The 21,614-nt window shown below is 66.3% G+C and carries 19 protein-coding genes; 11 read left to right on the forward strand and 8 right to left on the reverse strand.

Annotation, left to right across the window (positions count from 1 at the left end):
• The first annotated feature begins 13 nt into the window (after window positions 1-13).
• The gene (locus C4N9_RS15225) at window positions 14-520 is read left to right on the forward strand and encodes a hypothetical protein (RefSeq protein WP_109534202.1); all 507 of its coding nucleotides are present in this window, start codon (window positions 14-16) and stop codon (window positions 518-520) included.
• A 61-nt stretch (window positions 521-581) separates the two neighbouring features.
• Here C4N9_RS15225 and C4N9_RS15230 read toward each other — a convergent pair whose 3' ends face one another.
• From C4N9_RS15230 to C4N9_RS15255, 6 genes are all read right to left on the reverse strand, one after another.
• Window positions 582-803, reverse strand: coding sequence for a formate dehydrogenase subunit delta (locus C4N9_RS15230; RefSeq protein ID WP_109534203.1), 222 nt, complete (start codon window positions 801-803; stop codon window positions 582-584).
• Window positions 793-1,602, reverse strand: coding sequence for a formate dehydrogenase accessory sulfurtransferase FdhD (gene fdhD, locus C4N9_RS15235; RefSeq protein WP_109534204.1), 810 nt, complete (start codon window positions 1,600-1,602; stop codon window positions 793-795). Before fdhD ends, C4N9_RS15230 begins: the two co-directional genes overlap by 11 nt.
• 4 nt (window positions 1,603-1,606) lie before the next feature.
• Window positions 1,607-4,489, reverse strand: coding sequence for a formate dehydrogenase subunit alpha (fdhF, locus tag C4N9_RS15240; protein ID WP_109534205.1), 2,883 nt, complete (start codon window positions 4,487-4,489; stop codon window positions 1,607-1,609).
• A 94-nt stretch (window positions 4,490-4,583) separates the two neighbouring features.
• A complete protein-coding gene (locus tag C4N9_RS15245) occupies window positions 4,584-6,110 on the reverse strand; it encodes a formate dehydrogenase beta subunit (protein ID WP_109534206.1) in 1,527 nt (508 codons plus the stop codon).
• Window positions 6,110-6,589, reverse strand: a complete 480-nt coding sequence (locus C4N9_RS15250; protein ID WP_109534207.1) for a formate dehydrogenase subunit gamma — start codon at window positions 6,587-6,589, stop codon at window positions 6,110-6,112. The genes C4N9_RS15245 and C4N9_RS15250 overlap by 1 nt, the downstream gene beginning before the upstream one ends.
• Window positions 6,590-6,699: 110 nt before the next feature.
• Window positions 6,700-7,578, reverse strand: a complete 879-nt coding sequence (locus tag C4N9_RS15255; RefSeq protein ID WP_109534208.1) for a LysR family transcriptional regulator — start codon at window positions 7,576-7,578, stop codon at window positions 6,700-6,702.
• 114 nt (window positions 7,579-7,692) lie between these two features.
• Between C4N9_RS15255 and C4N9_RS15260 the strand changes: the two genes are divergently transcribed.
• Complete coding sequence (locus tag C4N9_RS15260) at window positions 7,693-8,838, forward strand: aminotransferase (protein ID WP_109534209.1); 1,146 nt, start codon at window positions 7,693-7,695, stop codon at window positions 8,836-8,838.
• 36 nt (window positions 8,839-8,874) lie between these two features.
• On the opposite strand, the gene C4N9_RS15265 is transcribed toward C4N9_RS15260, so the two are convergent.
• Both C4N9_RS15265 and C4N9_RS15270 read right to left on the reverse strand, forming a co-directional pair.
• Window positions 8,875-10,065 carry a multidrug effflux MFS transporter gene (locus C4N9_RS15265; RefSeq protein WP_109534210.1) on the reverse strand — a complete coding sequence of 397 codons (1,191 nt, stop codon included), beginning with the start codon at window positions 10,063-10,065 and terminating at the stop codon, window positions 8,875-8,877.
• Between the two features lie 158 nt (window positions 10,066-10,223).
• Entirely contained in the window at window positions 10,224-11,837 is a 1,614-nt protein-coding gene (locus C4N9_RS15270) for a GMC family oxidoreductase (RefSeq protein WP_210404050.1), read from the reverse strand.
• 162 nt (window positions 11,838-11,999) lie between these two features.
• Between C4N9_RS15270 and C4N9_RS15275 the strand changes: the two genes are divergently transcribed.
• The 9 genes from C4N9_RS15275 (at window position 12,000) to C4N9_RS15315 (ending at window position 21,578) form a co-directional block, all read left to right on the forward strand.
• Window positions 12,000-13,499, forward strand: coding sequence for an AfsR/SARP family transcriptional regulator (locus C4N9_RS15275; protein WP_109534212.1), 1,500 nt, complete (start codon window positions 12,000-12,002; stop codon window positions 13,497-13,499).
• A 62-nt stretch (window positions 13,500-13,561) separates the two neighbouring features.
• Window positions 13,562-14,812, forward strand: a complete 1,251-nt coding sequence (locus C4N9_RS15280) for a cytochrome P450 (protein WP_109534288.1) — start codon at window positions 13,562-13,564, stop codon at window positions 14,810-14,812.
• Window positions 14,809-15,879 (forward strand): PEP/pyruvate-binding domain-containing protein, encoded by a 1,071-nt coding sequence (locus C4N9_RS15285; RefSeq protein ID WP_109534213.1) that lies wholly within the window; start codon window positions 14,809-14,811, stop codon window positions 15,877-15,879. Before C4N9_RS15280 ends, C4N9_RS15285 begins: the two co-directional genes overlap by 4 nt.
• Before the next feature lie 48 nt (window positions 15,880-15,927).
• Window positions 15,928-17,739 (forward strand): PEP-utilizing enzyme, encoded by a 1,812-nt coding sequence (locus C4N9_RS15290; protein ID WP_109534214.1) that lies wholly within the window; start codon window positions 15,928-15,930, stop codon window positions 17,737-17,739.
• A 54-nt stretch (window positions 17,740-17,793) separates the two neighbouring features.
• Window positions 17,794-18,390 carry an HD domain-containing protein gene (locus C4N9_RS15295; protein ID WP_109534215.1) on the forward strand — a complete coding sequence of 199 codons (597 nt, stop codon included), beginning with the start codon at window positions 17,794-17,796 and terminating at the stop codon, window positions 18,388-18,390.
• Between the two features lie 10 nt (window positions 18,391-18,400).
• Window positions 18,401-19,837 carry an aldehyde dehydrogenase family protein gene (locus tag C4N9_RS15300; protein ID WP_210404051.1) on the forward strand — a complete coding sequence of 479 codons (1,437 nt, stop codon included), beginning with the start codon at window positions 18,401-18,403 and terminating at the stop codon, window positions 19,835-19,837.
• The gene (locus tag C4N9_RS15305; RefSeq protein ID WP_109534216.1) at window positions 19,834-20,490 is read left to right on the forward strand and encodes an HD domain-containing protein; all 657 of its coding nucleotides are present in this window, start codon (window positions 19,834-19,836) and stop codon (window positions 20,488-20,490) included. Before C4N9_RS15300 ends, C4N9_RS15305 begins: the two co-directional genes overlap by 4 nt.
• A complete protein-coding gene (locus tag C4N9_RS15310; RefSeq protein ID WP_109534217.1) occupies window positions 20,487-21,248 on the forward strand; it encodes an SDR family NAD(P)-dependent oxidoreductase in 762 nt (253 codons plus the stop codon). Before C4N9_RS15305 ends, C4N9_RS15310 begins: the two co-directional genes overlap by 4 nt.
• A gap of 9 nt (window positions 21,249-21,257) precedes the next feature.
• On the forward strand, window positions 21,258-21,578 hold the full coding sequence (locus C4N9_RS15315; RefSeq protein WP_109534218.1) for a 2Fe-2S iron-sulfur cluster-binding protein: 321 nt from the start codon (window positions 21,258-21,260) through the stop codon (window positions 21,576-21,578).
• Window positions 21,579-21,614 lie beyond the last annotated feature (36 nt).

Genomic DNA, 21,614 nt, shown 5'->3' on the forward strand with positions numbered 1-21,614 from the left:
AGGAACCGAGACAATGATCCGACCGATCCGCTTCACCCTGTTCCACCTCGCGCCGATGGCCTTCCTGCTGTTGGTCGTCCTTGCCGTGCCCGCCCGGGCCGAGTTTACCGGCGCGGGCTTCATCACCGATCCCTGGGGATGCGAGGATTACGGCTTTCCGACCCAGACCGAGATGGTGCGCGCGCGCTACTCCGCCCGCGAGATCGACGGCGGCGCCAGCGAACTGGTGCTGAACTTTGCCGTGGGCGGCAGCAACGTGCTGCGCATCTGGAACACGCTCGAGCCCGATAACGGCTGGATGCGGGCCTATGGCAATGTCATCTGGGGGCGGCTTTACAGCATGGGCGCGCAGACCTGGGTCCGCGTGCTGGCGCGCGAAGGCGTGCCCTTCGCGACCACCACCTTCAACGAATACAGCGAACATATCCGCCTGCGGCTGCGGATCACCAATTTCAACGGGATGCGCGGTTGCGGCGTGACGCTGGTCCTGATGCTGAACAACTGGACCAACAATATCTGACCCCGGGATCCGGGGCGACAGACCAAAGGGCGCCGCGTGGCGCCCTTTCTTTCGTTGGGGATCAGGCCGCGGCGGGGCGGCGGATCTGTCCGGCGGCTTCGATCACCAGCGGATGGAACCCGTCGCCGCCCGCATCGATCAGGTCGAAGAACTGGCGGCGCATCCGCGGTTCCCAGAAATCGTTGATATGCGCGGCAAGGCCGGCGACGCCCTCGTCATGCGGCTTCGAGGCCATGAAGGCGGCGATCTGGTTGGCCATGCGGACGATCTTGTCAGCGGACATGAGGCTCTCTCGTCTGGATACGGTCGGAATGGGTGAATAGCTCGAAACGGTCGGGCCGGGCCTGGGCGATCAGCGTGATGCCCAGCTTTTCGGCCAGATCCACTGCCGTGGCGGTGGGCGAGGAGACGGCGATGATCATCGGCGCGCCGATCGCCGCCACTTTCTGCACAAGGTCGATGGAAACGCGCGATGTCAGGACGACCGCGCCCGCGGCTGTAGGGTGCGTGCTGGCACGCACCAATGCGCCCGCGAGCTTGTCGAGCGCGTTGTGCCGCCCGACATCCTCGCGCGCGGCGATCATCCGCGCGCCGTCCCAGAACGCCGCGCAATGCGCGCTGCGCGTGACATCGTGCAGGGCCTGCTGGCGGGGCAGGGCGTCGATGGCGTCCTGCACCTGCGCGGGGACCAGCCGGAAGCCGCCGGGCGCCACCGGCGCCATGTCGCGCATCGCCTGTTCCAGGCTGTCGATACCGCACAGCCCGCAGCCCACCGGCCCCGCCATGACGCGGCGGCGTTCGGTCAGTCGCGCCTCGGCCGCGGCCGAGACCCAAAGCTGCACGTCGAGCCCGCGCGCGGTCTCGACCACGTCGACGCTGTCGATCTCCTCGGGCCGCGCCAGCCCTTCGGTCAGCGCGAACCCATAGGCGAAATCGGCCAGATGGTCGGGCGTCGCCATCATCACCGCCTGCGTGGTGCCGTTGAAGGTCAGCGCAACGCCGACCTCCTCGGGCAGCACGCGGTCGCCCGGCACGATATCCGTGCCGAACGCCAGGCGGGGACGGGGGCGGGCGCCCTGCATGGCCTCACTCGGCCGCCGGCAGGATGCGGCGTGCCATCTCGGCCTGCGCGGCATAGTCTTCCTGCCATTGCGACGGACCGTTCGACGGGCTCACCTGCACCGCCGTCACCTTGTATTCCGGGCAGTTCGTGGCCCAGTCCGAGAAGTCGGTGGTGACGACATTGGCCTGCGTGTCGGGGTGGTGGAAGGTCGTGTAGACCACCCCCGGCGACACCTTGTCGGTGATCGTCGCGCGCAGCGTGGTTTCCCCCGAACGCGAGGCCAGCCGGACGTAATCGCCGTCGCGGATGCCCCGGTTTTCGGCGTCGTGCGGGTGGATTTCCAGCACGTCCTGATCGTGCCAGACCACGTTGTGGGTGCGCCGGGTCTGGGCGCCCACGTTGTACTGGCTCAGGATCCGCCCGGTCGTCAGCAAGAGCGGGAAGCGGGGCCCGGTCTTTTCATCCGTCGCCACGTATTCGGTGCGGATGAACTTGCCCTTGCCGCGCACGAAGCCGTCGATATGCATCATCGGCGTGCCGTCGGGCGCCTTGTCGTTGCAGGGCCACTGGATCGAGTTCTTTTCCTCGAGCGCATCGTAGCTCACGCCCGCGAAGGACGGGGTCAGCATCGCGATCTCGTCCATGATCTGGCTGGGATGGGCATAGTTCCAGTTGGCGCCCATCGCCTGCGCGAACATCTGCGTGACTTCCCAGTCGGCATAGCCGTTCTTCGGCGCCATGACCTTGCGCACGCGGTTGATGCGGCGCTCGGCATTGGTGAAGGTGCCGTCCTTTTCCAGGAAGGACGAGCCCGGGAAGAACACATGCGCGTAATTCGCGGTCTCGTTCAGGAACAGGTCATGGACGATCACGCATTCCATCGCGGCCAGGCCGGCGGCGACATGCTTGGTGTCGGGATCCGACTGCAGGATGTCCTCGCCCTGGCAGTAGAGGCCCTTGAAGGTGCCCTCGACCGCGGCGTCCAGCATGTTGGGGATGCGCAGGCCCGGCTCGTTGTCGATCTGCACGCCCCAGGTTTCCTCGAACAGGTTGCGCACCTCGTCGAGTTTCACATGGCGATAGCCCGGCAGTTCGTGCGGGAACGAGCCCATGTCGCACGAGCCCTGCACGTTGTTCTGGCCGCGCAGCGGGTTCACGCCCACGCCCGGACGACCGATATTGCCGGTCAGCATGGCGAGGTTGGCGATCCCGATCACGGTGGTCGAGCCCTGGCTGTGCTCGGTCACGCCCAGTCCGTAATAGATCGCGCCGTTGCCGCCCTTGGCATAAAGCCGCGCGGCTTCGCGCAGGGTCTGGGCGGGCACGCCGGTCAGCATCTCGGTGGCTTCGGGCGAATGACGCTCTTCGCTGACGAAATCCGCGTAATCCTGGAACTCGTCCCAGTCGCAGCGCTCGCGGATGAAGGCCTCGTCCATCAGGCCCTCGGTCACGATCACATGCGCCAGTGCGGTCACGACGGCCACGTTGGTGCCCGGACGCAGCGCCAGGTGATGGGCCGCCTTGATATGCGGCGCCTCCACCGTCTCGGTGCGGCGCGGGTCGATCACGATCAGCTTGGCGCCCTTGCGCAGGCGCTTCTTCATGCGGCTGGCAAAGACCGGGTGCGCGGCGCTGGGATTGGCGCCGATCACCATGATCACGTCCGATTCCTCGACCGAGTCGAAGTCCTGCGTGCCGGCCGAAGTGCCATAGGTCTGGCCCAGCCCGTAACCGGTGGGCGAGTGGCAGACACGGGCGCAGGTATCGGTGTTGTTGTTCTGGAACACCGCACGGGTCAGCTTCTGCACGAGGTAGGTTTCCTCGTTCGTGCAGCGCGACGAGGTGATCACGCCGACCGACTGGCGGCCATGCTTGTCGATCAGGCCCTTCATGCGGTTCGCGGCGAAGGTCATCGCCTCTTCCCACGACACTTCTTTCCACGGATCCGTGACCTTGTCGCGGATCATCGGGTTCAGGATGCGTTCCTTGTGCGTGGCATAGCCATAGGCGAAGCGGCCCTTGACGCAGCTATGGCCGCGGTTCGCCTTGCCGTCCTTGTGCGGCACCATGCGGACGAGTTCGTCGCCGCGCATTTCCGCCTTGAACGAGCAGCCGACGCCGCAATAGGCGCAGGTGGTGATGACCGAACGCTCGGGCGTGCCGATCTCGACGACCGATTTCTCGACAAGCGTGGCGGTCGGGCAGGCCTGCACGCAGGCGCCGCAGCTCACGCAATCGGACGACAGGAAGCTGTCGGCCGCAGTCCCGGCGGACACGCGGCTGTCAAAGCCCCGCCCCTGGATCGTCAGCGCGAAGGTGCCCTGCACCTCTTCGCAGGCCCGCACGCAGCGCGAGCAGACGATGCATTTGGACGGATCGTAGTCGAAATACGGGTTCGACGTGTCCTTGGCCATGTATTGCGGGTTGGCGTGGCCGTTGTTGCGCGGGCGGAAATGGGTATCCACGGCCTCGTAACGCACGTCGCGCAGACCCACGGCACCGGCCATGTCCTGCAGCTCGCAATCGCCGTTGGCCGCGCAGGTCAGGCAGTCCAGCGGGTGATCCGAGATGTAGAGCTCCATCACGCCCTTGCGCAGGCGCTTGACGGTCTCGGTCTGGGTGTGGACGTTCAGCCCCTCGGCCACCGGCGTGGTGCACGAGGCCGGCGTGCCGTTGCGGCCGTCGATCTGCACAAGGCACAGGCGGCACGAGCCGAAAGCGTCGATGCTGTCGGTCGCGCAGAGCTTGGGAATCTGGATCCCGGCCATCGAGGCGGCGCGCATGATCGAGGTGCCCTCGGGCACGGTGACTTCGAAACCGTCGATGGTCAGCGTGACCTGTTTCTCGGATTTCGAGGCGGGCGTGCCGTAGTCACGGTCGTCCCAGGGAATGATGAAGTCCTTCATTGGGCTTTCCTCCCGTTCGAGGTGGCTGCGGGCTTCGGTTGGCGGTTCAGGATCAGTTCGGATTTGAGCCATTCAACGAGGTCGTTCTGCCGGGTCATTCGGCGGCCTCCTTCGCGGTGGCGAAATCGTCGGGGAAATGCGTGAGCGCCGACAGAACCGGATAGGGGGTGAACCCGCCCAGTGCACAGAGCGAGCCCGATTTCATCGTGTTGCACAGGTCGGTGATCAGCGGCAGGCCCGAGGTATCGCCCGCCGCGACGCGGTCCAGCGTCTCGACCCCGCGCACCGCGCCGATCCGGCAGGGCGTGCATTTCCCGCAGCTTTCGATGGCGCAGAATTCCATCGCGAAGCGCGCCATTTTCAGCATGTCGGTGCTGTCATCGGCGATGGTCAGACCGGCATGGCCGATGAGACCGTCCTTGGCCGCGAAATCCTCATAGGTGAAGGGCGTGTCGAACAGCGCGGGCGGGAACCATGCGCCCAGTGGTCCGCCGACCTGCACCGCCTTCACCGGACGGCCCGAAGCCGTGCCGCCGGCGATGTCCTCGACGATCTCGCCCAGCGAGAGGCCGAAGGCCGTCTCGAACAGGCCGCCGTATTTCACGTTGCCGGCGATCTGCAGCGCCATCGTCCCGTGCGAACGACCCATGCCGTAATTCTTGTAGAACGCCGCGCCGCGATCCATGATCACCGGCACCGATGCCAGCGAGATCACGTTGTTGACGACCGTGGGCTTGCCCATGAAGCCTTCGAGCGCCGGAAGCGGCGGCTTCGCGCGCACCACGGCGCGCTTGCCTTCCATCGAGTTCAGAAGGCTCGTCTCCTCGCCGCAGACATAGGCGCCAGCGCCCACGCGGACTTCCATGTCGAAGCTGTAATCCGATCCCATGACGCGCGGGCCAAGGATGCCTTCGCGACGCGCGATCTCGATCGCCTTCTGGAACTGGCTGATCGCGACCGGGTATTCCGACCGGGTATAGATATAGCCCTTGGTCGCCCCCACCGCGATACCGGCGATGGCCATGCCTTCGATCAGGGTGAAGGGGTCGCCTTCCATCAGCATCCGGTCGGCGAAGGTGGCGCTGTCGCCCTCGTCGGCATTGCAGACGATGTATTTCTGCGGACCGGCGGCGTCGTGCACCGTCTTCCACTTGATCCCGGTCGGGAAGCCCGCGCCGCCCCGGCCGCGCAGGCCCGAATCGGTGACTTCCTGCACGATCTCGGCGGGCGCCATCGACAGCGCGCGTTTCAGGCCTTTCAGCCCGTGATGCAATTCGTAATCATGCAGCGACAACGGGTCGATGATGCCGCAACGCGCGAAGGTCAGGCGCGTCTGGCGCACCATCCACGGCAATTCCTCGGTCAGGCCAAGCGCCTTGGGATGGCTTTCCAGCCCGTCGAACAGCGCGGCCACGTCTTCGGGCTCCATCGGGCCAAAGGCCAGGCGGCCATCGTCGGTGGCGACTTCGACCAGCGGTTCCAGCCAGACCATCCCGCGCGAGCCGTTGCGCACGATGGTGATATCGACGCCGCGCTTGGCGGCTTCGGCGGTGATCGCGTCGGCAACGTCATCGGCACCCAGGGCGACGGCGGCCGAATCAAGGGGGACCCAGATCTTCATCAGCGCGCTCCCTCAAGGATCTTGTCCAGTTTCGCCGCGTCGGCACGGCCCACCAGCTTGCCGTTGACCATGGCCGCCGGTCCGCAGGCGCACAGGCCCAGACAGAACACCGGCTCCAGCGTGATCGCGCCATCCGCGGTCGTGTCGTGCCAGTCGATGCCCAGCTTTTCGCGCGTGCGGTCGGCCAGCGCGTCGGCGCCCACGGATTGGCAGGCTTCCGCGCGGCACAGCTTCAGCACCGTGCGGCCCGCCGGGTTCTCGCGGAAGTCATGGTAGAAGGACATCACGCCATGCGCCTCGGCGCGGCTGATGTTCAGATCCTGCGCGATGATCGGCAGCGCTTCCTGCGGGACATGGCCGAAAGCCTCCTGCACGGCATGCAGGATCGGCAGCAGCGGCCCTTCGAGGTCGCGATGGGCGTTGAGAATGTCGCGCAGGGTTTCTTCGCCTGCAGCGTCAAAGGCGGGTGTGGCTGGCATGTGGCTCCTCCGACCGGATTGACGGTTTCCTACCGGGAAAGCGATTGCCATTCAAATTGTGAATTCCGTTGTTTGATAGATTGTATCTATCGAACACGCGGGCCGCCCGGTCAGGCAAGGCTTTCGACGAAAGCGTCCAGCAAAAGGGTGCGCCGACCGACCGGAGGAAGGATGAAAGCGACATCCGAGATCCCGCCGACAGAGCCCGTCAGCGGGATGCAGCGCAGCGCGCGACCCTGCGCGTAGAACAGCGCGGTGGTCAGCGGCAGGATCGTCGCGGTATCGTGGTCGGTGATGTGGCTGATCAGCGCGATGATCGAGTTCGATTCGATCCTGGGCGCAGTGGCGATCCGCGCATGGGCGAGGTTGCGGTCGATGATCCGGCGGTTCTGCATGTCCGGGGTCAGCAGGCACAGCGAAAACCCGCCCAGCTCCTTCCAGTTCATGCTGTCGGGCAGGTCGGGATCGTCCTGCGTCACCAGCGCGTAGCTTTCCTCGTAAAGCGGCAGGGTCTTGAAGCCGGGCAGCCGGTCCTGTGCCTGATCGGCGCGCGCATAGGACAGGCCCGCGTCGATTTCGAACTCGGCCAGCCGTTCCAGGATCTCGTGGCTGTTGAGCGACAGGATCTGCAGCCGAACGCCCGGATGCTGGGCCAGGAACGGCTGCGTCAGGTCATGGACCGAGGCCAGCGCGGTCGGAATCACCCCCAGCCGCAGCGTGCCCGACAGGCCCTCGCGCGCGACGGCGACGTCGGATTTCAGCGCGCGCGCCTCGGCCACGATGGTCTTCGCGCGGGCAAGGACGCGCTCGCCCTCGGGGGTCAGGCCGATGAACCGCGCGCCGCGCTGCACAAGCTGAACGCCCAGCTGCTGTTCCAGCGACTTGAGGGCCGAGGACAGCGTGGGCTGGGTGACATGGCAAAGCTCGGCCGCGCGTCCGAAATGGCGCTCGCGTGCCAGGGCAATAAGCATTTCAAGCTTGTCGATCATGTGTTTAGCATGCTCCAAACTGAGAGCGGCGGAAAGTGCGCAAGAGCCCGCGCATCAAGGTTTTCCCACCCGGACAACGGGCTACGTGGGGACGGGAGAAAAGAGGAGGGTTGCATGCATATCGAACCGTTCGGGGTCGAGATCTGGATGAACGCATGGGAAACCCAGTGCGAATGGAACCTTGCCGAGACCTGCGTCGACAGCCTGACCATCGGTGAGTTGCTGGAACTCACCGGGGCCAATGCGGACATGCTGGCCCAGCTTCTGCCGATGCGCATGAGCTATGGCGATATCGACGGCTCCGACCGCCTGCGCCGCGCCATCGCGCAGCTCTATGACCGTCAGACGCCCGAGCGGATCATCGTCACCCACGGCACGATCGGCGCGAACATGCTGGTGCACAAGGCGCTGGTCGGACGGGGCGACCGGGTCGTGTCGATCGTGCCGACCTATCAGCAGCACCATTCGATTCCCGAAAGCCTTGGCGCCGATGTCCACCTGCTGCATCTGCGGCCCGAGGATGGCTGGCTGCCCGATCTCGACCGCCTGCGCGCGCTGGTCCGGCCCGGCACGAAGCTGATCGCGCTGACCAATCCCAACAACCCGACCGGCGCGCTCATCCCGCGCGCCATGCTGGACGAGATCGCCGCCATCGCCCGCGAGGCCGGCGCCTATGTGCTGTGCGACGAGGTCTATCGCGGCACCGATCAGGATGGCGACGGGCGCAGCGCGTCGATGGCCGATCTTTACGAGAAGGGGATTTCGACCGCCGGCATGTCCAAGGCGTTCTCGCTGGCGGGGCTGCGGCTGGGCTGGATCGCCGCCCCGCCCGAGGTGATCGCCGCGGTATCCGTCCACCGCGATTACGACACGATCAGCGTGGGGCGGATCGACGATCATTTCGCCAGTGTCGCGCTGGAGAATGCCGAGCGGATCCTCGCCCGCTCGCAGCGCATCACGCGCACCAATCTGCAGATCCTGTCGGACTGGATCGACCGCGAGCCGCTGCTCGACTGGGTGCCGCCGCGCTCGGGCACAACCGCTTTCGTGCGCTACGACCTGCCGCTGACCTCGCAGGAATTCTGTCTCGACCTGCTCGAGGAAACCGGGGTGATGTTCACGCCCGGCTCGGCGCTGGGCGTCGAGGGCTATCTGCGGATCGGTTTCGCCAATTCCACCGAGATCCTGCGCGAGGGACTGGCGCGGACCAGCGTTTTCCTGGCCCGCAGGCCCCGCCCGGGAACGATTTACGCCGCCTGATCGCTCAGGCGGCGCAAGAGGGTCGGCTTGCCGATGTCAGGCGGCAAGCTGGCGCGTCGTCAGCGCGGCGGCCGCGCTGAGGAAGGCCAGGATCCCGCAGCCCGCGATGACGCTGAGCATGCTCACCGCCGAGTTCTCCAGGAACAGGCTGGTCACGGCGATCATCAGGCCGCCGGTCAGCATCTGGATCGTTCCGCCGATCGACGCCGCCAGTCCCGCGATATCGGGATGCGGGTCCATCGCCATCGCCATCGTCGTCGGCAGCGCCAGCCCAAGGCAGGCATTGGCGACGAACAGCCCGCCCACGACCACGGGCAGCGAGGCAAAGCCCGCCCAGCCAACCAGCGCCAGAACCACCGTCGCCGCCGCGAAACCGCTGACCGCGCCCGAGATCACGCGCTCCAGCCCGAACCGGCCGGACAGGCGGCCCGAAAGCTGCGACGCGCCGAAGAAGCCCACGGCGTTGATCGCGAAAGCCAGCGAGAAGCCGGTCGGCGACAGGCCGAATTCGCGGGTATAGACGAAGCTGCCCGAGGCGAGGAAAACGAAGAAGCTGGCCATGCCGAAGCCGCCGATCATCGTCAGGCCCAGGAAGGTCCGGTCCGTCAGCAACCGCCGCGCGCCCGCCCAGATCGCCCGCAGCCGCACCGGCTGGCGCCGCTCGGCAGGCAGGCTTTCGGGCAGCACGAACAGGATCAGCAACAGGCTCAGCACCGAGGCCCCGGCCAGAACGCCGAAGATCTCGCGCCAGCCGCCGAAGGTCATCACCATCGAGCCGGTCAGCGGCGCCAGCATCGGCGAGACCGAGATCACGATCATGATCGCCGACATCATCCGCGCCGCATCGGCGCCCGAGGCCATGTCGCGGATCACCGCGCGCGGCACCGTCATCAGCGTCGCCGCCCCCAGCGCCTGCAGCGCGCGCGCGCCGATCAGGGTGCCGATATTGGGCGCCATCGCCGCCAGAACCGAAGCCACGAGGAAGATGGACACGCCGATCACCAGCGGACGCTTACGCCCCAGCGCGTCGGACATCGGGCCGTAGATCATCTGCGCGATGCCGAAAACCAGGAAATACGCGGTCAGGGTCAGCGCGGCCCCGGCCTCGGTCGTGCCGAGATCGGTGGCGACCTGCGGCAGGGCAGGCAGGTACATGTCGATCGCAAAGGGACCGACAGCGGCGAGAAGCCCAAGCAAAAGGGCCATGCGGAAACGGGGATCGCGCATCGGGAAACCTGTGGATCTGTCGAAATCGGGAAACCCGCGCGCGACGGCGCCCGGGCAAGGGTCCGGGGAATATCGTTTGCATGTGAAACAAGTCAAGGCAGCAGCCGAGGTTTTCGTACCCCGTCTCCGCGGCGCGTCAATTTCCGCGCATCGCCGCTTCAGACCCGGCGGTCGGCCCGGATCATGTCGGCGGCCTTTTCGGCGATCATGATCGCGGGGGCATTGGTATTGCCCGAGACGATACGCGGCATGATCGAGGCATCGACCACCCGCATCCCGCGCAGCCCGTTAACCCTGAGCGCGGGATCGACCACGGCAGCCCCGTCCGTGCCCATCGCGCAGGTCCCGACCGGGTGATACACGGTGCGCGCGTGGCGGCGCAGATAGGCGCGCAGGCCGGGTTCGTCCGTGACAGCCTCGCCCGGGATCACCTCGGTCAGGCCGTGCCGCGCCATCGGGTCTTGCCGCAGGATCCGCCGGGCAAGGGCGATGCCCCGGAGCAGCCGCTCGGTATCGCTGTCGGCCTGCAACAGGCCCAGATCGACCTGCGGGCGCCCCTCGGGGCCTGAGCGCGTCACCGAGCCCCGGCTGTCGGGGCGAAGCACGCAGGTATGCACCGACACGCCATGCCCCCATTCCACCATCCGCCCCCGGTGGCTTTTCAGTCCGGGAATCAGGTGGAACTGGATATCCGGGCGCGGCTCGGCGGGCGATGAGCGCACGAAGCCCCCCGCCTCGACCATGTTCGATGCGAACATGCCGCGCGACCGGGTGACCCAGTTCAGCAGATCCAGCGCCCGGCGCGGCAGCGCGGGCAGCGAGACGCCATAGGCCGCGCGGCTCTGCGTGCGGCAGATCACCATGCAATCCACATGGTCCTGCAGATTGCGTCCGACACCCGGCAAATCGTGCACGGGCGCGCCGCCCCAGCCCGCGATCTCGTCAGCCGGGCCGATCCCAGAGCGCAGCAGGATGTCGGGCGACCCGATGGCGCCCGCCGACAGGATGATCTCGCCCGCCGCCGCGATCCGCATGATCGTTCCATCCGCCCGGCGCCCGAGGACCGCCGTGGCGCGACGGTCGGTGATCTCGATCCGCTCAACCTCGATCCCGGTTTCGATGCGCAGATTGGGCCTTCCACGCACCGGCTTCAGGAAGGCTTCGGCGGTCGAGTGGCGTTTGCCCCCTTTCTGCGTGACCTGGTAGAGGCCCATGCCCTCGGGTTCGGGCGTGTTGAAATCGGCGCAGGCGCCCAGTTGCAATTGCCCGGCCGCGTCCAGGAAATCGGCATCCACGGGCGAGGGGTCGCGCAGGTCCGATACCGAAAGCGGGCCGTCGCGTCCGTGATAGGCATCGTCGAGCGCGGGGTCCGAATTGGCCTCGGACTTGCGGAAATAGGGCAGGACCGAGTCGTAATCCCAGCCCGTGCAGCCCATCGCCGCCCAGTCGTCGTAATCCGCGCGGTGGCCCCGGATATAGATCATCCCGTTGATCGCCGACGACCCGCCCAGCACCCGCCCGCGCGGGATCGAGATCCGGCGCCCGTCCAGCGCGGCCTGCGGGGTCGAGGCATAGAGCCAGTTGTGGCGCCGGTCCTTCGTCAGCACCATCACTCCCAGCGGAACGCGGATCAGCGGGCTGCGGTCCCGTGGCCCGGCCTCAATCAGGCAGACGCGGGTGGCTGGGTCCTCGCTCAGCCGGTGGGCCAGCACGGCGCCGGACGATCCCGCGCCGACGATGACGTAATCGAAGTGTGGTGTCTCAGCCGTCACAGACTCCTCCGCCGGTGCCGCGCATTGTTTCGCAACCCGGCCCGGTGGGGACAGCCTAGGCGCAAGCGCTTTGGTTTTTCTTTGGTATGTGTCGTGAGCTGACATACTCTCCTGAGACAACCTCTCTTTCAGCGGCCCGAAGGAAAGGAAGGGGATGAGGACATGGCCACGCTGCCCGAGTCGACCGCCCAGCACGAGATCAACGCCGCGCTCTTTTGCGGCTTTTCCGACCGGGACTTCATGGTCCGGTCGCTGGCGGCGTGGCCCGAAGGCCGGCTGCTGATCACCGACGACCCGCAGCTTCTGCCCGAGATCCCCGCCGCGCAACGGCTGGCCTATGCCGGGCTGGGGGTGCAGACGCTGCCCTTCGATCCCGAACACGCGCTCGCCAGGCTGCGCGAGGCGCTGGGCGGGCGCGACGGCGTGCAGGCGGTTCTGATCGACATGAGCTGGGCCCTGGTGGCGATGATGGGCGTGGCGGCGGTCGAGCATTGGGGCAACCTGGCCGAGCGTATCGGAGCCGAGACGGGGCTTGCGGTGGTCTCGCTCTACAACCGGCAAAGGCTGATCGAGGAACAGCTTCAATCCGCCTTTCGCGCGCATCAGCAGTTCCTTGCGCCCAGCGGGCTTTATGAAAACCCCTACTGGATGCCACGCGAATTGCTGCGTGAATCCACCTTGGACGAGCAGCTTGGCTTCATGCTGGGACGGGTGGTGCCCGATTTTGCCGGGCAGAGCTTTTTCCGCACTTTCGACAAGGCCGCCGCGCGCGGGGCGTCCCCCGACTGGGTGGACCAATCCGCGCCGCTTCTGGCCATGCCGGGGCAACGCGATCGGTGGCATATCCATTGCCTGGGTCCGCTGCGTGTCTTCGTCGAAGGCTACCGCGAGGTCGACTGGCAGACCGCGGGCAGTGCGCCGCGCAAGACCAAGACCCTGTTCGCCTATCTGCTGAACGCGGGCGAAAAGGGGGCCCATGCCGACCAGATCGGCGAGTTGCTGTGGCAGGGGACAGAATCGGAGAAGACCAAGCGCGCGCGGCTGCACCACACCGTCGCGATGCTGCGCAAGACGCTGGGCAGCGCCGATGCCGTCTTGCGGATGGGCGATTACTACCGGCTGAACGTCCCGCCCGGAAGCCTTGTGGATATCACCACCTTCGAACAGCTTTGCCGCCGCGCCCTGTCGCTGGCCCGGCACGGCAAGGAGGACGCGGCCTTCGCGGTCTATTTCGAGGCCGAGCGGCTTTATGCGGGCGATCTCTTCGCGGATCTGCCGCTCGATTACCTCGCCACCGAAACCGAGGACTGGATCATGCCGCGCCGCACATGGCTGCGCGAAATGGCGATGCGCGTGCTCTACGACCTGTCGAAACTGCTGCGGCGCTACCGTCGCCATGCCGAGGCGCTGCACTGGTCGCAAAAGGCCATCGCGATGGATCCGACCAGCGAGGCCGCCAATGCCGAAGCGATGCGCGTGTTCCACGCGATGGGTCGCCCCGCGGCGATGCACCGCCAGTATCGGCAATACCGCAAGGCCATGGCCAGTCTGGGCGAAGACAGGGAAGGCGTTGAAATCAGGGCGGTTTATGACGAGCTGTGCCGCTCTCTGGACCGCCTCACGCCCGGCCAAAGAAAAACCAAAGAACTGGCCATACGCTGATTCGCATGCTCGCCACCCGCCGCTATCGGTGTCAGGGTCGGCGCGTCTGGGAGGATATCGACATGGAAACGATGGACGGCATTTTGCCGTCGGACGGCTTTGATCCGTTCGACCTGAACCGGCCTCATGCCCGGTGGGAACAGTTCCGCAAGGAAGAGCCGATTTTTTATCACGAGCCTAGCGGTTACTGGGTCGTGTCCCGTTTCGACGACATCAAGGCGATCTTCGACGACTGGAAGACCTTCAGCTCGGAGAACGCGCAGAAACCCATGCGGCCGATGTCGGAGGCCGGGCGGCAGATTCTGAAAGAGGGGGGCTTCACGGCCTATTCCGGCCTGACCGCCCGGGTCCCGCCCGACCACACCCGCATCCGCAAGGTCGCGCAATCGTGCTTCGGCCCGCGCCGCTTCAAGTCGATCGAGCCGCAGATCGAAGAGATCGTGAAGACCCATCTCGACAAACTAGAAGCGGCGGGCCGCGACGGCAAGCCCGTCGATTTCTGGGACATCGTCGCCTACCCGGTGCCCGCGCATGTGCTGTTCACGCTGATGGGCATCCCCGACAGGGACGTGCCGAAGATCAAGCAATACGGCGCCAGCCGGGGCAAGATGACGTGGTCGGACCTGTCGGACGAGGAAATGATCCCCGTCGCGCATGACATGGTAGCCTACTGGCAATACATCCACGACCTTCTGGACATGCGCCGCGACGCGCCGGGCGACGATTTCCCCTCGGATCTTTTGCGGCTTCAGGCCGAAGGCGCCGACATCTCCAACGAGGAGATCGCGGGCGTCCTGTACTCGACGCTGTTCGCGGGGCACGAGACAACCTCGACCTTCATGGGCAATTACGTCATCGCGATGATGCAGAACCCCGAGGCCTGGGACGCGATCAAGGCCGATCCGTCGCTCATTCCCAACGCGGTCGAAGAGATGCTGCGCTATATGCCGTCGGTCGTGGGCTGGCGGCGCAAGGCTCGGACCGAAGCCGTGGTTGGCGGCGTCCGGCTGCCCGCCGGCGCCGAGGTGCTGATGATCACCGGCTCGGCCAACCGTGACGAATCGCAGTTCCCCGATGGCGAAAAGCTGGACATCACCCGGCAGAATGCCCGCACGCATCTGAGCTTCGGCTACGGGATCCATTACTGCCTTGGTTTCCAGCTGGCCAAGATGGAGGGCGCGGTCTTGCTGCGGCAATTGTCCGAGCGCTTCCCCGACCTGTGCCTCGCGCCGGGATTCGAGGCCGAGTACCACCGCAACATCACCTTCCGCGTCCCGACCTCGGTGATGGTGCAACTGGGTGGCGCGGCATGAAGACCGACGGCAGGTACACGCTGAGCTTCGATGCGATCGGCAAGCACGATCTGGCGCGGGTCGGCGGCAAATGCGCCTCGCTGGGCGAGATGACGCAGGCAGGAGTCGCGGTGCCGCCGGGTTTTGCCGTGACGACCGACGGCTATCTGGCAATGCTGGAACAGACCGGGCTCAGGGCCGAGATCGAGCGCCATCTGCACGGCGTCGATCCCGAGGATTTCGACGCGCTGGACCGCGCGGCGCAGGCGATCCGCATCCGTATCCGCGGCCACAGGATCCCGTCCGAGGTCGAGGCCGCGATCCGCGATGCCTATGCCTCGATGGGCGGGGATACGCCCGTCGCCGTGCGCTCGTCCGCCACGGCCGAGGACCTGCCGGATGCCAGCTTCGCGGGCCAGCAGGACACCTATCTGTGGGTGCGGGGCGCGGACGCGGTGGTCGAGAAGGTGCGCGATTGCTGGGCCTCGCTGTTCGCCACCCGTGCCGTCGCCTACCGCGAAAGGAACCGCATCCCCCATGCCGACGTGAACATGAGCGTGGGCGTGCAGAAGATGGTCAACGCGCGCGCTGCCGGGGTGGCGATGTCGCTGGACCCGGTCAATGGAGACCGCACGCGGATCGTCATCGATGCCAGCTGGGGGTTGGGCGAAATGGTCGTCTCGGGTGTCGTGACGCCCGACAATTACAGCGTCGAGAAGGTTCTGATGGAGATCATCGACCGCAAGATCAGCGACAAGCATGTCGAGCTGATCGGCGATGCCGAGCGGGGCGAAACCGTCGAGCGCGAGGTCGACGAGGCCCGCCGGGCGACGCCTTGCCTGAGCGATGCGCAGGTGATCGCCGTGGCGCAGCTTGCCAAGCGGCTGGAGAAACAGAATGGCTGTCCGCAGGACGTGGAATGGGCCATCGACGCCGATCTGCCCGACGGCGAGAACCTGCTGGCGCTGCAATCGCGCCCTGAAACCATCTGGTCGCAGAAGAAGAAGGACAAACCCCGCAACCCCTACGCGACCGGAATGATGAGTATCGTCGGAACCTTGAACAATCCCTACGGCTCGAAGCGCTGAGCGCGGGCCGAAGGGGCGAGTATCTGTGCCATTCAGGGAGGATCGAGAATGGACGCGCAAACGCCGCTGTTTCCCAGCGCCTATGACATGAAGGCGCCGGCCGGCGCCGAAGGCTGGGAAAGCATCTATCCTTATTACGTGCTGTTCAGACCCGAGAAACGCGCCGAGGAGGACGGCAAGTTCTGGTTCTGCAACAGCCAGCACTGGCCGACGCCTTTCCGTCCCTTCGATACGATCATGGTCGATTTCGCCACCAAGGGGCTGGGCCAGTACAACACCCGTCACCTGCTGGTACCGCCCGCCAATGGCGTCGATTACCGCATCCTGAACGGCTACGTCTATTTCTCGCCCATCGGTGTCGCGCCCGAGGATATCGAGGCCCGGATCCCGCAATTCCTGGAGCGGGCGGGTCATTACTACATGAATTGGGACGCGTTGCTGGCCAACTGGAAGACCAAGGTCATGGCGGCGATCGAAGAGCTCGACGCGATCCAGTTCGAACCGTTGCCCGAGGTGGTCGATGTCGATTGGGTGAAAGAGGGCAGGGGGCTCGACAACACCTATGATCTGTTCAACCGCTACGACGACGCGATCCGGCTGTGCTACAAGATCTGGCAATACCATTTCGAGTTCCTGAACCTCGGTTACGCGGCCTATCTGGATTTCTTCGGCTTCCTGAAAGGCGAGTTTCCGCAGATCCCCGATCAGGCCATCGCGAAGATGGTTCAGGGCGTCGACAGCGAGCTGTTCCGCCCCGATGACGAGCTGAAGAAGCTGGCGAAGCTGGCGGTGGAAAAGGGTCTGTCGCCCGTGTTCGAGAGCGACCATGTCGACGTGATCCTGGCCGATCTGGCGACGAAGCCCGGCGGCAAGGAATGGCTGGCCGCGTGGGAGGAAGCCAAGGATCCGTGGTTCAATTTCACCAGCGGCAACGGGTTCTATTCGACCGACAAGTACTGGATCGACCATCTCGACATCCCGATGACCTATCTGAAGGACTACATCAAACGCATCGAGGCGGGCGACGAGATCATGCGCCCGACCGACAAGCTGCTGGCCGAGCGGGACCGCATCACCGCCGAATACCGCGAAATGATGGATGACGAGGCGCAGGCGGTCTTCGATCAGAAGCTGGGCCTGTCGCGCACCGTGTTCCCCTATGTCGAGGACCACAATTTCTACATCGAGCATTGGGCGCTCGGTGTGTTCTGGCGCAAGATGCGGCAGCTTTCGAAGCTGCTCATGGATCAGGGCCTGTGGGACAGCGAGGACGGCATGTTCTTCCTGTCGCGCAACGAGGTCCGCGACGTGCTGTGGGATTACTCTGCCGCCTGGGCCATCGGTACCAGTCTTCAGGGCGCGACCCACTGGCCGGAAGAGATCCGCCGCCGCCGTGGCATCGTCGATGCGCTGGCCTCGCAATCGCCGCAGCCCGCGCTCAACAACCCGCCCGAGGTCATCACCGAACCCTTCACCATCATGCTCTGGGGCATCACCAGCGACTCGATCAAGCGCTGGGTGGGCGAGGGCTCGACCGATGGCGCGCTGCACGGCATGGCCGGGTCGCCCGGTGTGGTCGAGGGCGTCGCGCGCGTGCTGCGCTCGCCCGACCAGCTGGGCGAGCTGCAGAAGGGCGAGATCCTTGTCACCCCCGTGACCGCGCCGTCCTGGGCGCCGGTCTTCGGCAAGATCGGCGCGGCGGTCACGGATATCGGCGGGATGATGAGCCACGCGGCCATCGTCTGCCGGGAATACGGCCTGCCCGCCGTCACCGGCACCGGCAATGCCTCGTCGCGGATCAAGACGGGGATGCGGGTGCGCGTGGACGGCAATGCCGGCACCGTGACGATCCTTGAATGACTTCAAGGGGGCCGTTCCGGCGGCCCCCCGACTGTCCCGCCTGCGGAGTTTCCGATGCCTGCCGACCTGTCGCGCTATGATGCCGTCTGGCGCGCCGCCGAACCCTACATGCGCGCGCGCAAGAACGATGTGCATATCCCGCTGTCCTTCGCGTGGTGCGTGAAATTGCTCGACCATTTCCCCGAGGCCGACCGCGATGTCTGCCTGCTGGCGATCCTGCTGCACGATATCGGCTGGTGGGCCATCGACATGGACGAGATCCTCGAGCAGGGGTTCCGGTCCGGGAATATCCTGCAATCCGATGTCCGCTACCGGCACGAGGCCGAAGGCGTGCGGCTGGGAACCGAAGTGCTGCAACAAACTGGCTGGTCCGACGCCATCATCGCGCAGGTCTGCGAGATCATCGACGGCCACGATACCCGCCCCGAACCCCGCCATCTGAACGACCGCATCGTGCGCGACAGCGACAAGCTGTGGCGCTACGAGGTGACGGGCACCGCCGTGGGCTGCGACTGGTTCGGGGAGACGCCGGTCCAGAACTGCGACCGCAACGAAAAGGTGCTGCCGAAATTCGAAACCGAACCGGGCCGCGCCATGGCCGAGGCCGAGCTGGCCAGGACCCGCGCGCTTTTGCTGGCGCATCTGCTTTAGGGGGCTGCGGATGGAGATGTTCATCGACGGTCTGTCTGTCCCTGCCCGGTCGGGCCGGCGCATGACGGTCACCGACCCGACGACGGGGCAGGCGTTCGAGACCGTGCCCCTGGGCGGGTCCGAGGATGCTGATGCCGCCATCGTCTCGGCCATGCGGACCTTCGAAGGCTGGAAGCGCGTGCCGATGACCGAGCGCGCGCGGCTGCAGAAAGCCTGCGCACAGGCGATGCGCGAGAACGCCGAGAGCATCGGCGCGGTCCTGCAGCGTGAACTGGGCCGCCCGCTGGCGGGGTGCGTGAGCGAGATCGCGCGCTCGGCCGACCTGCTCGACATCTATGCCGAAGAAGGATTGCGCCTTCGGGCGGCGATGCCGCTTGGATCGGCCCCGGGCGAGCGGATCGTCATCACCCGCGACCCGGTGGGCGTGGTCGTGGCGATCACGCCTTTCAACTACCCGATCACGCTGTTGATGTTCAAACTCGGCGCGGCGCTGATCGCCGGCTGCCCGGTCGTCGCCAAGCCCAGCGAGGAAACGCCGCTCTCGACCCTGATGCTGGCCCGGCTGTTCCACGACACGGGTCTGCCCGCGGGCCTGTTCAACGTCGTCACCGGCGACCGCGCGCTGGGCGAGGCGCTGGTCGCGCATCCGGTGCCGCGCAAGGTGGCGTTCACCGGCTCGGTCCCGGCGGGCAAGGCCATCGCCGCCGCCTGCGCGGGCACGATGAAGCGCGTCACGCTGGAGCTGGGCGGGCATTCGGCGGCCATCGTCTGCGCCGATGCCGATCTGGACCGCGCCGCGGCTGCCATCACCCGGCACGGCTTCGCCAATTCCGGGCAGTTCTGCTACCGCGTCAACCGCGTCTATATCGAGCGCCCGGTCTACGACGCGATGCTGGAGCGGCTCGCCGCTGGGGCCAAGGCGCTGACGCTGGCCCCGGCGGGCGGGCAGGGGGATCTGGGCCCGCTGGTCAACGACCGCATCTTCGCCAACAGCGAAAGCCAGATCGCCGACGCCCGGGCGAAGGGCGCGCGTATCCTGACAGGCGGTACGCGGGCCACGGGGCCGGGCTATGACGCTGGCTGCTACCTGCCCCCCACGCTGATCGCCGAGGCCACGCCCGAGATGCTGATCATGCAGGACGAGACCTTCGGCCCGGTCATCGGCCTCGCCCCGGTCGACAGCCCCGCCGAGGCGCTGCGGCTGACCAACGAGTCACGCTTCGGGCTGGCTGGTTTCGTCTTCACCCGCGATCTCGCGACGGGGCTGGCGCTGTGCGAAGGGATCGAGGCCGGGTCGGTCTGGCTCAACGATATCCGGCGCTCCAGCCATCATGTGCCCTTCGGCGGCATGAAGGAAAGCGGCCTTGGTCGCGAGAAGGGGCGCTACGGCGTCGAAAGCTACCTTGAATACAAGACGATGTATCTGAGCTGGGAGGAAGCGCTGTGACCCCCGACGAAACCTTTCTGCCCCGCGACCTGCCGCTTTGGCACGAGGCCCGGCCCTATCTCGACGTGCGCAACAACGACGAACACACGATCGTCGCCTATGGCCTTGCGCGCGCGCTTCTGGCGCAGATCCCCGAGGCCGACGACAGCGTCGTCCTGCCCGCCATCGTGCTGCATGACGTGGGCTGGAAACGCATCCCCGAGGACCTGCTGCTGCTGGCCATCGGGCGCAATCCCACACGCAAGGACCTGGTCCGCGAACACGAGCTGCACTCGGTCGAAATCGCGCGCGGGATCCTTGAAAAGCACCGGCCCGAGGGCGTGGATATCGACGCGGTTCTGGCGGTGATCGACGGCCACGACACGGTGAAAGAGGCCAAGGATATCAACGACGCGGTGATGAAGGATGCCGACAAGGGCTGGCGTACCACGCCGCACGGGATGCGCACCATCGCGGGCTGGTACGACGTGCCGGTGACCGAGATCCTGCACATGCTGCGCGAGCGGTCGAACCCGCTCATGCTGACCCCGCAGGGCCGCGCCATGGCCGAGGCGAACACAGCCGCCGTCTGGGCCGAGGAATCGATCCGCCGCTATCTGGGCCACGGCCCGACCTATACCCGCCTGAAACCCAGCGAAGGATCCGGATCGTGACCGAGATAAGCCTGAACGGAAACCGCGTCCTCGTCACCGGCGCCGGGGCGGGGCTGGGCCGCGCCTTTGCGCAGGCCTTTGCCGGGGCCGGTGCGCGGGTCGTGGCGGCCGACATCAATCGCGCCGGGGCCGAGGAAACCGCCGCCCTCATCGTCGAGCAGGGCCACGAAGCCGTCGCTGCCGAGGTCGATGTGACCAAAACCGCCTCGTGCCGGGCGCTGGTGGAAACGGCGCAGAGCGCGCTGGGCGGGATCGACACGCTGGTCAATAACGCCGCGCTCTATGCCGGGCTCGAACGACGCCCCTTCGAACAGATCGACGAGGATGTCTGGGACCGGGTCATGGCGGTGAATATCAAGGGCGTCTGGCAGATGACCCGCGCGGTATCGGGCGCGATGCGCGCGGGCGGCGGCGGCTCGATCGTCAATATCGCTTCGGCCACGGTGTTTTCGGGCTCGCCGATGTGGATGCACTACGTCGCCTCGAAAGGCGCCGTCATCGCCATGAGCCGCACCATGGCGCGCGAGATGGGGCGCGACGGGATCCGCGTCAATGTCATCGCGCCGGGCTTCACCCTGACCGAGGCGAGCCTCTCGCTGATCGAGGATGCGGCGGCCTACGGCATCGACCGCGCCGCGCTCAGGCGCAACGCCGAGACCGGAGACATCACCGGCGGCGCGCTGTATCTTGCGTCGTCCCTGTCCTCGTTCGTGACCGGTCAGACGCTGGTCATCGACGGCGGCAAGCAATTCATCTGAGAGGGATCCATGGTCAAAGTCACCTTCATCGAGGAAAACGGCACGAAGCGCGAGATCGACGCGGTGCCCGGCGACCCGCTGATGTATGCGGCCCGCGACGCGGGCGTCGAAGGGATCATCGCGGAGTGCGGCGGCTCCGCGATGTGCGCGACCTGCCATTGCTACCTGCTCGAGGCGCCCAACGGTCCCTTGCCCAAACCGCAGCCGGCCGAGGCCGACACGCTGGAATTCATGGCCAACGAACCGCGCGCGGTATCGCGGCTGACCTGCCAGGTCACCGTGACCGAGGCGCTGGAGGGCGCGGTGTTCCAGGTGGCGACAGGGCGCTGAGCCGGGCATCGACGGACGGCGTTCGCCCGGCGGCGC

The sequence above is a fragment of the Pararhodobacter marinus genome (genome assembly GCF_003122215.1).
GTDB classification, from domain to species: Bacteria; Pseudomonadota; Alphaproteobacteria; order Rhodobacterales; family Rhodobacteraceae; genus Pararhodobacter; species Pararhodobacter marinus.

Bases quoted from the DNA above. Each gene is read 5' to 3' on its own strand.
- C4N9_RS15225 (WP_109534202.1), top strand. From the start codon at position 14: ATGATCCGACCGATCCGCTTCACCCTGTTCCACCTCGCGCCGATGGCC.
- C4N9_RS15230 (WP_109534203.1), bottom strand. From the start codon at position 803: ATGTCCGCTGACAAGATCGTCCGCATGGCCAACCAGATCGCCGCCTTC.
- fdhD (WP_109534204.1), bottom strand. From the start codon at position 1,602: ATGCAGGGCGCCCGCCCCCGTCCCCGCCTGGCGTTCGGCACGGATATC.
- fdhF (WP_109534205.1), bottom strand. From the start codon at position 4,489: ATGAAGGACTTCATCATTCCCTGGGACGACCGTGACTACGGCACGCCC.
- C4N9_RS15245 (WP_109534206.1), bottom strand. From the start codon at position 6,110: ATGAAGATCTGGGTCCCCCTTGATTCGGCCGCCGTCGCCCTGGGTGCC.
- C4N9_RS15250 (WP_109534207.1), bottom strand. From the start codon at position 6,589: ATGCCAGCCACACCCGCCTTTGACGCTGCAGGCGAAGAAACCCTGCGC.
- C4N9_RS15255 (WP_109534208.1), bottom strand. From the start codon at position 7,578: ATGATCGACAAGCTTGAAATGCTTATTGCCCTGGCACGCGAGCGCCAT.
- C4N9_RS15260 (WP_109534209.1), top strand. From the start codon at position 7,693: ATGCATATCGAACCGTTCGGGGTCGAGATCTGGATGAACGCATGGGAA.
- C4N9_RS15265 (WP_109534210.1), bottom strand. From the start codon at position 10,065: ATGCGCGATCCCCGTTTCCGCATGGCCCTTTTGCTTGGGCTTCTCGCC.
- C4N9_RS15275 (WP_109534212.1), top strand. From the start codon at position 12,000: ATGGCCACGCTGCCCGAGTCGACCGCCCAGCACGAGATCAACGCCGCG.
- C4N9_RS15280 (WP_109534288.1), top strand. From the start codon at position 13,562: ATGGAAACGATGGACGGCATTTTGCCGTCGGACGGCTTTGATCCGTTC.
- C4N9_RS15285 (WP_109534213.1), top strand. From the start codon at position 14,809: ATGAAGACCGACGGCAGGTACACGCTGAGCTTCGATGCGATCGGCAAG.
- C4N9_RS15290 (WP_109534214.1), top strand. From the start codon at position 15,928: ATGGACGCGCAAACGCCGCTGTTTCCCAGCGCCTATGACATGAAGGCG.
- C4N9_RS15295 (WP_109534215.1), top strand. From the start codon at position 17,794: ATGCCTGCCGACCTGTCGCGCTATGATGCCGTCTGGCGCGCCGCCGAA.
- C4N9_RS15300 (WP_210404051.1), top strand. From the start codon at position 18,401: ATGGAGATGTTCATCGACGGTCTGTCTGTCCCTGCCCGGTCGGGCCGG.
- C4N9_RS15315 (WP_109534218.1), top strand. From the start codon at position 21,258: ATGGTCAAAGTCACCTTCATCGAGGAAAACGGCACGAAGCGCGAGATC.